At 51.3% G+C, this 14,062-nt stretch carries 12 protein-coding genes; 5 read left to right on the top strand and 7 right to left on the bottom strand.

Features of this window, described 5'->3' with window-relative positions:
• Positions 1-47 precede the first annotated feature (47 nt).
• The 4 genes from ACOZB4_RS07300 to ACOZB4_RS07285 are packed head-to-tail and all read right to left on the bottom strand — an operon-like array spanning position 48 to position 5,067.
• Positions 48-1,154 (bottom strand): YheC/YheD family protein, encoded by a 1,107-nt coding sequence (locus ACOZB4_RS07300; RefSeq protein WP_379406184.1) that lies wholly within the window; start codon positions 1,152-1,154, stop codon positions 48-50.
• Complete coding sequence (locus ACOZB4_RS07295; protein WP_379406185.1) at positions 1,151-2,524, bottom strand: YheC/YheD family protein; 1,374 nt, start codon at positions 2,522-2,524, stop codon at positions 1,151-1,153. The genes ACOZB4_RS07300 and ACOZB4_RS07295 overlap by 4 nt, the downstream gene beginning before the upstream one ends.
• Entirely contained in the window at positions 2,521-3,657 is a 1,137-nt protein-coding gene (locus ACOZB4_RS07290) for a YheC/YheD family protein (RefSeq protein ID WP_379406186.1), read from the bottom strand. Before ACOZB4_RS07290 ends, ACOZB4_RS07295 begins: the two co-directional genes overlap by 4 nt.
• A 15-nt stretch (positions 3,658-3,672) precedes the next feature.
• Complete coding sequence (locus ACOZB4_RS07285) at positions 3,673-5,067, bottom strand: YheC/YheD family protein (RefSeq protein WP_379406187.1); 1,395 nt, start codon at positions 5,065-5,067, stop codon at positions 3,673-3,675.
• A gap of 136 nt (positions 5,068-5,203) precedes the next feature.
• Between ACOZB4_RS07285 and ACOZB4_RS07280 the strand changes: the two genes are divergently transcribed.
• The 4 genes from ACOZB4_RS07280 (at position 5,204) to ACOZB4_RS07265 (ending at position 8,734) form a co-directional block, all read left to right on the top strand.
• Positions 5,204-6,370 (top strand): DUF445 domain-containing protein, encoded by a 1,167-nt coding sequence (locus ACOZB4_RS07280; RefSeq protein WP_379406188.1) that lies wholly within the window; start codon positions 5,204-5,206, stop codon positions 6,368-6,370.
• Between the two features lie 75 nt (positions 6,371-6,445).
• Complete coding sequence (locus ACOZB4_RS07275; protein WP_076324343.1) at positions 6,446-6,793, top strand: YlbF family regulator; 348 nt, start codon at positions 6,446-6,448, stop codon at positions 6,791-6,793.
• Between the two features lie 141 nt (positions 6,794-6,934).
• A complete protein-coding gene (locus ACOZB4_RS07270) occupies positions 6,935-7,222 on the top strand; it encodes a hypothetical protein (protein WP_076324342.1) in 288 nt (95 codons plus the stop codon).
• A 177-nt stretch (positions 7,223-7,399) separates the two neighbouring features.
• Positions 7,400-8,734 carry a DRTGG domain-containing protein gene (locus ACOZB4_RS07265; protein WP_076324341.1) on the top strand — a complete coding sequence of 445 codons (1,335 nt, stop codon included), beginning with the start codon at positions 7,400-7,402 and terminating at the stop codon, positions 8,732-8,734.
• Between the two features lie 83 nt (positions 8,735-8,817).
• Here the strand turns inward: ACOZB4_RS07265 and ACOZB4_RS07260 are convergent, their stop codons facing one another.
• The 3 genes from ACOZB4_RS07260 to ACOZB4_RS07250 all read right to left on the bottom strand — a co-directional run bounded on the left by ACOZB4_RS07260 (position 8,818) and on the right by ACOZB4_RS07250 (position 10,097).
• Entirely contained in the window at positions 8,818-9,129 is a 312-nt protein-coding gene (locus tag ACOZB4_RS07260; RefSeq protein ID WP_098748415.1) for a YtpI family protein, read from the bottom strand.
• A gap of 134 nt (positions 9,130-9,263) precedes the next feature.
• Positions 9,264-9,767 (bottom strand): hypothetical protein, encoded by a 504-nt coding sequence (locus ACOZB4_RS07255; RefSeq protein ID WP_339291587.1) that lies wholly within the window; start codon positions 9,765-9,767, stop codon positions 9,264-9,266.
• A 3-nt stretch (positions 9,768-9,770) separates the two neighbouring features.
• Complete coding sequence (locus ACOZB4_RS07250) at positions 9,771-10,097, bottom strand: YtrH family sporulation protein (protein WP_076324338.1); 327 nt, start codon at positions 10,095-10,097, stop codon at positions 9,771-9,773.
• A gap of 178 nt (positions 10,098-10,275) precedes the next feature.
• On the opposite strand from ACOZB4_RS07250, the gene ACOZB4_RS07245 reads away from it, so the two are divergent.
• Positions 10,276-14,001 carry a DNA polymerase III subunit alpha gene (locus ACOZB4_RS07245; RefSeq protein WP_379406189.1) on the top strand — a complete coding sequence of 1,242 codons (3,726 nt, stop codon included), beginning with the start codon at positions 10,276-10,278 and terminating at the stop codon, positions 13,999-14,001.
• Positions 14,002-14,062: the final 61 nt, after the last annotated feature.

The raw sequence follows: 14,062 nt of genomic DNA, 5'->3' as shown, positions 1-14,062 counted from the left end.
CCCTCCTTTCATATCTTCCTTAACGGTTGCTCTAGAGGATGCAAGGACTACCTTTGATTGATCAGATATTCGGAATATTGAAAAATCCGCTCCAGTGATTTTTTCCGGATCGCGGGTTCGTCAAATTTCATGGGTCTTGAATTGGCTTCGAAGAACCAAAGAACGCCCTCGTTATCAATTCCGAGGTCCATGGACATTTCGCCATGGATTTGACCAGAGCTCTTCTCAATCTGCCGTGCCATATGCACGGCTGCTTTTTTAACTTCGCTAAGGATGGCGTCGGACCGTTCCTGACCGAATACAATCGGAAGCAGCTTCTCTGGATCCTCAATCGTTCCTCCGCGAGGAACATGCGTGGTTATGCTCTTGGCGCCTGCCATTCGAGCTCCAATTCCTGTAACTGCCCAGACACCGTATTCGTTCTTCTGCACAAGTATACGGAGGTCAAAGGCGCGACCGTGGACCTGGGCCAGCTCGATTCCCTGCTGGATCAGGTATGAGCTTCCTTTAGTCTCTTGATAAACCCGGTTCCAAAGCCGCTCCAATGAGGCTGCTTTGTATGTGGTGCTGTTTTTGTTGTTCTGTATCTGTATGCGGTAGGGGAGCGGTTTGTTTTTCTGATATCGTACCCTCATGATCCCTTGCCCGGCTTTGCCGTCCTCGGGTTTAAGATACAGGTAAGGCTTCCGCTTCATCATTTCATATAAAGTGGGGTAACCTTTCAAACGCTTTGTCAAAGGAGCCCACTTTTTAGTTAACCGGGATTTGTTCAGCCAAGCAAACAGCCGCCATTTATTGAAAAAGTGTGGATTATAGATATCGATATGGGGATGATCTTGGCATTCCTTGATTTTGCGGCGAACCCAGGGAAGAGCTTCATCCTCTCGGTAGGGGATCCGGTTATATATAACCTGGGGCAGAGGGCATGGCCTCTGCTCCCAGGAATGGTCGTTGTTCAGGATGTAGCCCTTGACAGTACCCGTATCAAGCTTCAGATCACGTACAGTCACTACGTAGACCATAAAGCCCATATCTTTTCCCGTCTTGATGATTTCCTGAAAGTTTTGCCGGTTGCCCCTGAACATCGTATTCGTATCGTGCATGGTCAGGATGGCTACAACCGGTCTTCCATCACTCTCCACTCGGTTGATCACGAATCATTCCCCCTGTGGAAGCCGCTGAGATACATACTGTGTTCAAAAATATGCTCGACCGATGCTTTTCCTTCCCCTTTAAGGGAAGGGTGGTTGAATATCGATCGGCCCGGCTTCGAATTCGCTTCAAACATCCATATTCTCTCGTTGTCATCTATTCCGATATCAAACCCGATTTCTCCTAACAGATGCGGATGATGATTCTCGATGGCTTCCGACATCTCGATGGCAGCGTCCTTGGCACGCTCCAGCACCTCTTTCGCTTTGGAGCCGAAGGCCCGGCTGAGCGCATGTTCCGGCGTCATCAAGGATCCCCCGTTCTTGATATGCGTCGTGACGCTGCCCCTTCCGGCCTTTTTCGCACCGATACCAACCACGGACCAGCGGTTTTTGCTGTTCTTATGCATGTGGAATCTGAAGTCGATGGGGCAGCTGTCGATTTCAATGAGGCGGATTCCTTGCTGGATAACATAGTTTCGCAGCTTGGAGCCGTGTTTGGCTTGAAGCATCCGCATCAGACTATTAAAGTTTGGAAACTTGAGGAGGGTGTTGCCCCCGTTTCCATGATAACGCGCGAAGTATCCTTTTTTGGGAAGATAGGTTAACCGGTAAATTCCAAGGCCTAAACTTCCGGCTGAGGGCTTATAATACACAAAGTTGTGACGCTCCATCATATCCTTAATCCGCTCGGGACTAGGATTATTATACGTTTCCGGCAAATATTTGCCTGCCTGCACATCGCCGTCCAGTTGGGAGTACACATCGGATTTATTGAAGAAGGCCCAGTTGAAAAATTTGATGTTGCGCTTCAGAAACCGATCTCTCAGTTGATTGGTAAAAGGGGAGAAGTCGGTTTTCCGGCTAGGAAGGCGATTATAGACGACATCAGGGAGCGGAACAGTTTTGCGGACAAAACCGCCGCCGGAACCGAGCATATAGGCATGAACGGTTCCGCGCTGCCAGTTGATATCCCGGGGGGCAAAGGCATATGCGAACATTTTTTTGTTGCCCTCACGAAGAAGCTGCCGAATATACGAGGTTCGGGCTCCAAAAGGGCTGGATGGATTATGTGGTCCGTCGGACAGAACCCCAACCACAGGCCCCAGCACGATTTCGCCCTCACCGTGGGAATGGATATAGACAGGGCCCTGTCTGGGGACGTTGATGCCATTTCGGACACCGTTGCTTAAATAGATGTGTTTCCCCGATCGCTCAATCGGTTTCACAGCAGCGGACACCGTATTGGTACCGATGCGAAGCTTAATCGATTTCCTGCTTGATAGCCCCAGGCTCTTTAGAAGCGAACCGGATAAAAAGACGACTTTTTCGGGCTGCTGCGAGAAATGAATATTTCCGAAATTCAAACTCATGTATTTACCCTCCTAAGTTGTCGAAGCAATAAATAACGGGCGTATTGAATCGGATGTTCGACGGACAGCCGGGCTGCGTGACCATCTCCCGTTAGTGTAAATGCGCGGCGGCCCGGTTTGGAGTTGACCTCCAGAATCCAGATCCGTCCCTTTGTATCCACGCCAAAATCGATTCCCAGCTCGCCGAGTCGGCCGAATCCTTCTTCGAGCGAAGATGGAAGCTGAGCGGACAGATTCCGGATGGTCTGAATGATCTTCATGGCCTGTTCTTCTCCGAAATCAGTCGTTAGATAGGGAAGGGCTGGAAATGCCGTACCTCCCCCGTGTAGGTTCGAGGTCAGCCCTTGGCTTACACCTTGCCGTGCGGCGATTCCTGTGATGGACCATATGCCGCGGTCATTCTTTTGAACCAATGACCGAATATCAAACGGGTCTCCGTTACGGTTGCAAAGCTCCAGGTAGGGTTGAATGATAAATCGGCGTCGGCCGGTAAAACGCCTCACCCATTCGTTCATCTCTTGTGTGGGAATGGTCTGCTGGAACATGCGATTGCTCCGATCCCTTCCTTGCAGTCTGACACGCTGGTGATCTGTCAGAGCGAGGTACAAAGTATGACGGCCTTGGGAGCCTCCGCTAGGTTTCATGAAAAGCCTGCTGCCAAAAGCCAGCAAAGCCCTGTTCAGTGTCTCGGCACCCGTATAGTTTAAAGTTGCCGGCAGATAAGGTCGTAAGGCGGAGGAGCGCTTTAATACTTCATGCACTTTCTGCTTGCCAGGCAGACCTCGTGACCACAGCTTTACGCCCTGCTGCAGCAGTTGGTCCAGACATTGGCCGGCAGCAGCCGTTTCCTCACCGTTTCGGTGCAGGCATCGGTCATAGATGACGTCAGGAGGAGGAAAGGTGCCGATGGTCCAGCCATCTCCCGGATTGAATTGATATCCTTGTATCCTGTCTATGGTGCTTGCTGCACCAGAAGCAGGAGAGGCATCATCCGGACAAAAAACAAATACCTGCATGCCGAGTTCCTTGGCCTTCGAGCTTAGTTCACGGAGAAATTCCTTCTCATTAAAGGGAGGGAAGCCCGGTTTGCGGCATACCATGACACCCAGGGTGCCTATCTTGTTTGAGGCCATAGGGTTCTCCTTTTTTTAGAAACCCGTCAAGTATATACAGTACTGAACGAGTCGTACGGCTGACGGCCTTACTTTGGAGTCGGCATTCAGCGGTGCGTTTTCGCCTTTGGACGGCTTGGAGTTGACCTCCAGGAGCCAAATGCGTCCTGTCGTATCAATTGCCAAGTCAATGCCCAGCTCTCCGAAATGATAGGGGATGGCAGCTTCCAGACCATGAGCAATATCGAGCGCCGCTTGATTCATTCGAGCGGGGGCCGTTTGCTTGGAGTTTAACGGGATACTGCTCATGGCAAGCGCATCCTTGACGGAAGACAGTGTACCACCTCTGGCGAGATTGGAAACAAAGTGGTTTCCGCCGGCAATGCGGGCCACGACCGAGGTCACTGCCCATTTGCCGTTTTTGTTTTTATGAACAAGCGCGCGAAAATCAACGTTTCGCCTATTGATGCGGATTAAATCCAATCCTTGCTGAATTTGATAACGCGTTTTTTTTATTTTTCCGGATAAGCTGCTGAACAGCTTTGGAAGCGAGGAGTAGGTATTCTTCTTGCTTCCTTCAAGAGAGGTAGTCAGCGTTTGATAATGGCCGTTCTCTTGGCGGGATATCCGGATGATACCTTTTCCCAGACTACCTCGGACCGGTTTCAGGAAGACGGTCCGATAAGTAGCACACATTTTTTTGAGCGTCGGATAACCGCTAAGCAAGTAGGATTCCGGCAAGTATTTCTGCAGTTTCGCATCAGGTCCGAGTGCCTCGAAGACATCGGATTTATCGAGAAATTTCTCGTTAAAGATATGGGTGCCGAATTGTGATTTTACTTCTCTCATAAAATGCTGTACGCTAGGACTATTCTCCAGTTTGCGGGTAGACAGCCGGTTATTAATGACGTCCGGAGCTGGAACGCTGAGCTTTTTCCATCCTGCGTCATAAGCAATGGCTTCAAGTGTTGCCGGGTTCGAACCGATCATGTCAGGTGTGAAAAAATATACATATGCGCCTTGTTTCCTGGCTGCGTTGACCATTTCCAAGCAGAAAGCTGAGATCGATCCGAAAGGTTTATCAGGTTCATCCGGTTGATAGCGACTGACCATGATCCCGATAAGCGGACCGAGCTTCAGTGTTCTTTCCGTTGGATAATATTTGAGATTCATGACGGTATGAGGAAGAAGTCCCGAATGGCTGAATACGGAAGGGCTTAGGGCCAGCGAGTTCGATTTTCCTCCTGAGGTAACGCTGACTTCCTGCTTGAAGGAGCCAAAGGCAAGCTGTACCTTTGAATCTGTCGGGATACGGAGCTGTCTTATGAGACGGTCACCAAGCTTGATATCGTTATCCGAAAGCTGGGCTGAGCGGATTAATTGAGCCGATATCTTGGATTTGGTGTTGGATTTAACCTTGGATTTGCGCATGATGGATCTCCTTCCGACAACAACTGGATACTTAAGTGATCAGACAAAGACTTCATCTGATCATTGCATGTAATGCATCATATGAGGACATATATCCCTTGGTGATTGTACTGCTCGGGAAAAAGGAGTGCTTAAAATGCAGAACTGGCTGTTTATTTTGGTGAACGTGTGTGTTGCTGCTTTTGTTGGCGGCATAACGAACCATTTTGCGATAAAAATGCTGTTTCATCCTCGTGAAGAAAAAATCATCCTGGGTCGCCGCATACCCTTTACACCAGGGCTCATCCCCAAGCGTAAAGACGAAATAGCCGAGTCGCTCGGACACGTGGTCTCGGATTACCTGGTAACAAGCGAGGGCTTGCAGGAGCTTATTCGTAAGCCGGTGTTTCGGGGTAAGATAGAGGACAGCCTCTATCGGAAGCTGGAGGAATGGAGCCAGTCGGAGCTGAGCTTCCGAGACTTGGCGCTAAAGGTATGGAGTTCGGAACAGTGGGAGCAATTGAAGGTCCGTGCTGAACAATCAGCCCGCCAGCTTACGGCCCGGGGTGCCGCAGCAGTATGGGATGGCTACGGGCTGGAGGCAAAGCCGCTGAAGGAGCTTGTTCCCGGCTGGTCGGAGGAAACGATCCAGGGCTGGAGCGGGGCTGCCGCCGATATGGTGCTGAAGGAGCTGAAGAACACGCTGCTGTCCGCCAAGGGACAGCTTATGCTATCGGAGGTGGCTTCATCGCTCATCGATAAGGCAGGCGGATTTCTCGGGACCATGGCTTCGATCTTTGTGGATGAGGATAAGCTGGTCCAGAAGCTGACGCCCATGCTGATTCAGCAGCTGGAGGGAGAGAAAGTCCGCAAGACCATCACGGATATCATCTCAGGAAAGCTGTCGTATTACGGTGATATGCCGCTTGGGAATCTCATCGAACATGTCGCGGATGAGCCGGGCTTAGCTTGGATCACCCGAACTTTGGATGATAAGCTTCCTTGGTCCAAGTGGATTGAGCGGATCGAGCTTCTTCGTGTTAGCGAAGTGATCGGACCGCGAATGCCGGCTATTGGGGCAGCCTTGCCTGGACTGCTCGATAAGGGACTAGGTTTCCTTGAGCGAAGCATCCCGGCTGCTATGAAGGCTGTTAACTTGCCGCAGCTCGTTCAGGAGCAGGTGGAGAAGTTTCCAATTGAGCGGCTGGAAGAGATCATTCTAAGTGTATCCGGCCGTGAATTCAGGGCTATCACCTGGCTTGGAGTTCTGCTGGGCGGAGTGATCGGATTGTTCCAATCCATGCTGATTGTGCTGTGGAGATGAGATGTTTGATGGAGTAAGGCGAAAAGCGAATTGAAAAAAATGGCATTTTGGCCGAATATATTGGAGGAATTAAAAATGAACATTTATGACAAGGCACATGATTTGGCAAAAGCGATGAGGGAAAGCAAGGAGGTAGAGGAGATCACCTCTGCTATGAAACTCGTGGATGCAGATCCGGAGAGCAGACGCATGCTGGATGATTTCCGTCAGCGCCAGATGGAGCTTCAACAGCGTATGATGTCCGGCGATATGCCGGCTCAGGACGAAATGGAGAAGATGGAGAAGCAGTTTGAGGTGCTTAGCTTGAACCTGAACATTCGTCGTTTGTTTGACGCGGAGCGGCGTTTGAGTGTCATCATCGAAGACGTGAACAAGATTATATCGGATAGCCTCCAGCATCTGTACGGACCAGCTCAACCATAAAGCAATCTATTTGTAACCATGATGCGGGCCGTTAATTTCGGATCGAATTTGAACAATTTTTAAAAACTTGTCTCATAAATTGCGCAAGCTCCTCATAGAGTAGAAATATAGATTTCAGAGAGTAGAGGAGCTGCGTTTATAATGAAAAAAAAGAAGAACAAGTTTAAACACACCGCTTATTTATTGGTTGCACTCGGCATGTTGATATACGCCCTTCCCAGCATTTCCTTTTCTGGCGGGTTCTCGTGGGTTTCGCTGTTCGGTGCAGTCTGGGCAGGATTTGCCCTGCTCGTGATCGGTTCACATCTCTATTACCTCATCGGTGTAGATGAAGCGAAACAAAAAGCGCTCGATGAGATCCGCAAGGAGAAATTGCGTCAATGGGAATTGAAATGGCCTGAGGAACAGAAGAGCCAGGAAGCTAATTAAGAGTTGGATCATAGCGAGCGTTGTGATGAACAAAAACCTCCCATAAGGGATACGGTTGGATCGCCCATCCGTTATCCTTTATGGGAGGTTTTTTTGTATCTGACGGGTATGGGAGTGTCATAGGACGTGATATAATAGATACAGTATGGTACAGATAGTGTTCTGGGGGTGTAACAGTTGGACGTTCGAGATGATACGATTACTAAACACGAGCAGTTGGTTCAGCATATTGAAAGTTTGAAGGTTGGAAGCAAAATATCGGTACGACGGTTAGCTAAAGAGATGGGCGTCAGCGAGGGCACCGCTTATCGGGCGGTGAAGGAAGCGGAAAGCCTGGGCATTGTGGTCACGAAGGAGCGGATCGGCACGGTTCGTGTGGAACGGAAGCCGCGGAACATCTCCGAGCAGCTTATGTTTGCCGATGTTGTTGAAATAGTGGAAGGGCATGTGCTTGGCGGTGCGGAGGGGCTAAATAAAAGCCTGCATAAATACGTGATTGGCGCTATGAAGGTAGAGGCGATGATCCGATATATCGATGCCGGAAGCCTCATGATTGTCGGTAACCGTGAAGATGCCCATTTCCTGGCACTTGAGCAGGGAGCGGGCGTATTGATTACGGGCGGTTTCGGAACCAGCCGGGAAGTGAAGCAGCTGGCAGACCAACTGCATCTGCCCATTATATCGTCCCGTCATGACACGTTTACCGTCGCCTCCATGATTAACCGCGCCATTTTTGACCGTTTAATCAAGAAGAAAATTATGCTGGTGGAGGATATCGCTCATGATAAGCCGAAGAATCATCAGTTGAAAAACTCCGTCACCGTTGAGGAATTCAAACGGATTTCACAAGCGACCGGGGAAATCCGTTATCCGGTAACCGACGAATGGAACCGGGTCATCGGCATTGTTGGTGTCCGGGATGTGGAAGGGCTCGCCGACACCCAGCCGATCGAGAAAGCGATGACCCGTAACCCGGTGACGGCAAGCATGAAAACTTCGCTTGCATCAGCGGCGCAGATTATGATGTGGGAAGGGATCGATTTTCTGCCGATTGTGGATCGGAACCGCAAGCTGCTTGCAACGGTCACTCGTAAAGAAGTGTTAGGGGCACTGCGGGATGCGCGAAATCAGCCTCAGCTCGGCGAAACGTTTGATCAGCTGATCTGGAATGGGATTGCAGAGGATAGGGATGAGGAAGGGCGTTTGTTCTTTCACGGTTTTATCACGCCCCAAATGGCTTCAGAACTTGGAACGATTTCACAAGGAGTGCTTACGACCGTAATGAGCCAAGCGGCGGTTAAAGCGGCCAAGGATATCAGCGGCTGGGATCATGTGCTGGACCATCTGTCAACGTATTTCATCCGGCCCGTGCAGATCGAGGACCCGATCGTCATTATGCCGAAACTGCTGGAGATCAGCCGCCGTACCTGCAAGATGGAGATTGAGATTCAGCATCAGACGAACCTGATTGCCAAAGCGGTCATGACGATGCAGGCGATCGATCATGGCTGACGTAAATTCCGGACAAAATAAAGGGGCATCCTGCAGGTCTTATAATAGACCTTCCGGGATGCCCTTGTTCCGTTTAGTTTAATTTAGCTGGCCGTCCGCGAATCCTTCAGTCTGCTGTAATAGGTGCGGCTTCTTATGCCGGAAAATATATTAAATGCGCCAAGCACCAAGAATACGGCTTCTACAATGACAGCCGGCGTGGAGCCGCTGAACAGAAACATGCAGACTAGCGAAAGGGAAACCAGCATAATGCCCATATAGAGGTTCATCATGGACATATAGATTCCGCGGTCTGCGGGATCCGCTACTCGTCGTGCGCGAATGCTGTACAGCGCGGCAGCGATCACGGACAGAACGAGGATAATGTATAGGATATAGTGGATGACTGTGATCATGGAATGGAAGGCTCCTTTATATTCAGTAACATGCTTACGATATAGCTAAAAGTGCGTGTTCAATAAGTCAGGCTGACTTACTGAACAACCTCTAAAAGCGTGTAGATTCGATCATGTACAATATCGGTATTGTATCATGATACCGTTGACTTTGCATCCACATGATCAAAGCTAACCCAGATTTGAAGTACACCTTCCATCACAAGCATGGTCTTGATTTGGACTTTGTAATCCTTTTCGCGAACCGTATATATTTTGTCGCTAAGGAGTGAGCGCGTCAGCTTGCTGTCCGCGTCGATATCAAACACATTACGGCCCCGAAGGGCTGCCAGATCATCCCCCATAAGCCTGATGAGTTCTTTGATGATCACGGGATCCAGCGGCGCCCTGTCGTTTTGCTCGCTCCGGATCTTGATTTCTTTGATGACCGTGGATTGTTTATTGTATTTTTTTAACGACTCGATGTCTTCTTCATATTGTGCAATTTTGATCTGCTGGCCTTGATTCGTTTCCCATAGTTTATTGTAGGCTGCATGATAGACCGAGTTGTAGACGATGCTGCCGACAACCATCCCCAGCACGAAGATGGATGCGACCTGATAGAAGGGGCGGAAGCGGTGGGTTGGAGGTACGCGCATCGATTAACTCCGGCTGGAGCACACCCATTTGACCAGCTCGCTGCCCATATGTGCTCCAAGAAATGCAAAGCCGAGATATAGAATTTGTTTGATCACAGGGGATAAATTACCGCCAAGCATATTGCTCTCAATGACCCGCATCGGATCGATGGTGCCTCCGATGGCAGCCGCAAGCGCCCAGATCTTAATTCGGTCTGCGACCTCCATCATGGTGTGGGTGGGGGGCTGCAGGGACAGCACGGCGCCCACACCTCCCACCATGGCTCCCCCCAGCACGATGCCGAAGGCTATAAAAAAGTCCAGGATCGCTTTTGATAAAAAAACGCTCATGCCCTCATGTCTCCTCTCTTCTCTTGGTGGATGTCACGGCAACCGCCTGTCCACGTACTCCCTAGTTTCATTCTATGGGCGGGCCTAGCGGGATTATGATAAAATGGTATAAAGACTTTTAAAGATATCTTTGGATTGATTTTAAATATACATGTACCGGCGAAAGGAAGGCGTTACGATGAGCTCTTTCGTGCATTTGCACGTGCATAGTGAATACAGTTTGCTCGATGGAGCGGCACGTATCGGTGACCTGGTGCGGGAAGCGGCGGCGCTTGGAATGAAATCGCTGGCGCTTACGGATCATGGCGTGATGTATGGTGCCATTCCGTTCTATAAAGCTTGTATGGCGCAAGGCATCAAACCGATTATCGGCTGCGAGGCCTATATCACGGCAGGCTCCCGCAAGGAGCGGGGAAGCCGCAAGGATCAGCCGATCTATCATTTGATTCTGCTTGCCAAGAATGAGACCGGCTATCACAATTTGATGAAGCTGTGCTCGATCGGGCATCTGGAGGGGTACCATTACAGACCCCGAATCGATATGGAGGCGCTCGCCGCCCATCATGAAGGCATCATATGTCTCAGCGCTTGCTTGGGCGGCGAGGTTCCCCAGCATCTGCTTCATGGACGTGAGGCGGAAGCGAAAGCCGCTGCGCTTCGTTACCAGGCGATTTTTGGAGAAGACTACTACTTGGAGCTGCAGGATCACGGAATTCCGGAGCAGAAGCGCGTGAATCCCCAGCTGATTCAGCTGAGCCGGGAGACGGGTATTCCGCTGGTCGCTACCAATGATGTGCATTATCTGGCTGAGAGCGATGCCGAAGTTCAGGACGTCCTAATTTGCATCGGCACGGGCAAAACGGTTGAAGATGAAGACAGGCTGCAAATCCAGACGAACCAGCTCTATTTGAAGAGCGGCAGCGAAATGGAGCGTCTGTACCCCCATGTGCCTGAAGCTATATTGAATACGGTTAAGATTGCGGACCAATGTAACCTGGAGCTGGAGTTCGGCAAGTCCATTTTGCCGGAATACAGCTCTCTTCCTGAAGGGAAAAATGCAGCAGAATACTTGCGGGATCTCTGCTTGAACGGGCTGAAAGGACGTTATGAGAATACGGAGCGGTGGCAGGATGAAGCGCTGCGCAGCGAGCTGGAGCAGCGACTGAACTATGAGCTCGGTGTCATTGAGAGCATGGGCTTCAGCGATTATTTCCTGATCGTATGGGATTTTATCGCCTATGCCCACAGGCAAGGCATCGCGGTTGGACCGGGCAGGGGTTCATCGGCGGGGAGCTTGGTAGCTTACACGCTTCACATTACAAATGTTGATCCGATGAAATATAAATTGTTGTTTGAACGCTTCCTGAACCCGGAACGGATTACGATGCCGGATATTGATATCGACTTCAGTGACGAGCGCCGGGAAGAGGTCATTGATTATGTGGTGGATAAATACGGGAAAGAACATGTCGCTCAGATCATCACGTTCGGTACGATGGCGGCAAGGGCGGCCGTCCGTGATGTCGGACGTGCGCTGAATGTGCCGTTCGGGGATGTGGACAAGGCGGCCAAGCTGATCCCTAACCACCTGGGCATCAGCATCGCAGGAGCGATGGAGCAAAGCCCACAGCTGAAGGAGCAGTACGAGACGAAGTCGAAGGTGCGCGAGCTGATCGATATGGCGATGAAGGTCGAGGGCATGCCCCGTCATGCTTCGACGCATGCGGCGGGCATTGTCATTTCCCGCGATCCGCTGACGGATGCGGTGCCGCTGCAGGAAGGCAGCGAGAAGACGGCGCTGACACAGTATTCCATGGAGAATCTGGAGAGCGTGGGGCTGCTCAAGATGGATTTTTTGGGTCTGCGGACGTTGTCCATCATTGAGCGTACGCTGCGATGGATTCAAGAATTGACCGGCAGAACACTCGATTTCGAACAAGTGCAAGATGACGATCATCTGACGTATGAGATGCTGGGGCGCGGCGATACCACGGGCGTATTTCAGCTCGAATCCGCGGGCATTCGGCGGGTGCTGAAGGATCTGAAACCTTCGGTATTTGAGGATATCGTATCCGTCAATGCCTTGTACCGACCGGGTCCCATGGAGTTTATTCCGAAGTTCATTCAAGCCAAGCACGGCCGGATTGAGCCGGAGTATCCCCATTCGGACCTGATCCCGATATTAGGCGATACGTACGGCATTATCGTCTATCAGGAGCAGATCATGCAGATCGCTTCGACGATGGCCGGCTTCTCGCTCGGGGAAGCCGATTTGCTGCGAAGAGCGGTTTCGAAGAAGAAGCGCGAAGTGCTGGACCGGGAGCGGAGCCATTTCGTGTCGGGCAGTCTCAAGCTCGGCTATAGCGAGGATGAGGCCAACCGTGTGTACGATATGATCGTCCGGTTCGCGAATTACGGATTTCCCCGTGCGCATGCTGCCGCTTATGGCGTGCTGGCCTTCCAGACGGCTTATCTTAAGGCGCACTATCCGGTTCCGTTCATGGCTTCCATGCTGACTGCCGTTATGGGCAGTCACCGGAAGGTAGCCGAATACGTGCTGGAGGCACGGCGGCTCGACATCGAGGTCATGCCGCCGGATGTCAACGAAAGCGGAACGTATTTCACGCCGGTCATGAGCGGTCCTGCTGCCGAGGGCGGCGATGATGAAGGCCGTCCTGCCGGAGGCGGAATCCGATTCGGGCTTGCCGCTATTAAGAATGTTGGCACGCAAGCGGTAGAGAATATCGTCGAGATCAGGCGTGAAAAGCCGTTTGAAAGCCTGCTTGATTTTTGCCGCCGGGTGGACCTCCGCGTATGCAACAAGCGCGTGATCGAGTCACTTATCCAGGCGGGGGCTTTCGATTCCTTGCAGGGTCACCGCTCCCAACTGGTTGCTATGCTGGATGAAACGGTCGAAGCGGCCGTGAAGTGGAGAAAGGAGCGGGATGATCTCCAGATTCAGCTCTTCGACTTCGTGGAAACGACGAATTGGGACATTGAATATCCGGACATCCCGCCGTATACCGCAAGTCAGCAGCTCGAATTCGAACGTGAGCTGCTGGGCATGTATTTGTCCGGTCATCCACTAGACGGATTCGAAGATACGTTGACGGAATCCGGAGCTGATCGGTTAATGGATTTGCATGAAGCGGAAGATGAATCGATGGCTACGGTTGCCGGGATGGTGGTTACACTAAAGACCATTACGACGAAACAGGGGAAGGCGATGGCCTTCATGGAGTGCGAGGACCAAATCGAGCGCTGCGAGGTCGTTCTCTTTCCCGAAGTGTGGAAGCGAAGCGCGCATCTGATTGAAAAAGGCGCACTGCTCGCGATCCGGGCAAAGGTCCAACTGCAGGACGAAGGCTTCAAGCTGCTGGCCGAAGAAATCGCTCCGCTTGAGGCGCAAACCTTGAGCCAACTGGTTCACCGGAGCAAGGTTCGGGGAACAGCAGGCGGAAGAGGAAGATCCGGCGGAGAGAATAACGGTCGGGGCGTAAAATCGGGCGCAGTCGGCATGCCGCCGGTTTCGGCCGGTAATCCCTCGGCCGTCCCGCCTCCGGAGCCGCTTGCCGCCCGGAGTGGCGTTGATTCGACCTCAATCCGAAATGAAGCATCGGGCAGCAGCTTATCGTCCGAGAAGGAATCTCGTACCGGCGTATCGAATCATAAGGCTGAGCAGCGCGTGTTTGTGAAAATAACGGCCGATGCGGAGCAATCGGAGCTGCTGGTGAAGCTGAAAGAGCTCCTGCAGCAGCATCCGGGGCATGTGTCAACGGTGCTGTTTTATGAGCGAAGCCAGAAGGTGCTTGCGCTTAGCGATGCCTATCGGATTAAGCCTTCGACAGAGCTTTTTGCCGAAATGGAGAGCATGCTGGGTAAGGACACCGTTAAAGTGAAGTGACATGAAAATTTAAGAACGTTTCCCATCCCTCCCGCATACAATTAGGACACTACAGGTAATG

It is taken from the genome of Paenibacillus sp. NPDC058898, from assembly GCF_049316025.1.
Lineage (GTDB): Bacteria > Bacillota > Bacilli > Paenibacillales > Paenibacillaceae > Paenibacillus_AQ.
Note: the sequence above shows the minus strand (reverse complement) of the source record. Positions and strands in the feature narration are given on the sequence as shown.

Bases quoted from the DNA above. Each gene is read 5' to 3' on its own strand.
- ACOZB4_RS07295 (WP_379406185.1), bottom strand. From the start codon at position 2,524: ATGAGTTTGAATTTCGGAAATATTCATTTCTCGCAGCAGCCCGAAAAA.
- ACOZB4_RS07290 (WP_379406186.1), bottom strand. From the start codon at position 3,657: ATGGCCTCAAACAAGATAGGCACCCTGGGTGTCATGGTATGCCGCAAA.
- ACOZB4_RS07285 (WP_379406187.1), bottom strand. From the start codon at position 5,067: ATGCGCAAATCCAAGGTTAAATCCAACACCAAATCCAAGATATCGGCT.
- ACOZB4_RS07280 (WP_379406188.1), top strand. From the start codon at position 5,204: ATGCAGAACTGGCTGTTTATTTTGGTGAACGTGTGTGTTGCTGCTTTT.
- ACOZB4_RS07275 (WP_076324343.1), top strand. From the start codon at position 6,446: ATGAACATTTATGACAAGGCACATGATTTGGCAAAAGCGATGAGGGAA.
- ACOZB4_RS07270 (WP_076324342.1), top strand. From the start codon at position 6,935: ATGAAAAAAAAGAAGAACAAGTTTAAACACACCGCTTATTTATTGGTT.
- ACOZB4_RS07260 (WP_098748415.1), bottom strand. From the start codon at position 9,129: ATGATCACAGTCATCCACTATATCCTATACATTATCCTCGTTCTGTCC.
- ACOZB4_RS07255 (WP_339291587.1), bottom strand. From the start codon at position 9,767: ATGCGCGTACCTCCAACCCACCGCTTCCGCCCCTTCTATCAGGTCGCA.
- ACOZB4_RS07250 (WP_076324338.1), bottom strand. From the start codon at position 10,097: ATGAGCGTTTTTTTATCAAAAGCGATCCTGGACTTTTTTATAGCCTTC.
- ACOZB4_RS07245 (WP_379406189.1), top strand. From the start codon at position 10,276: ATGAGCTCTTTCGTGCATTTGCACGTGCATAGTGAATACAGTTTGCTC.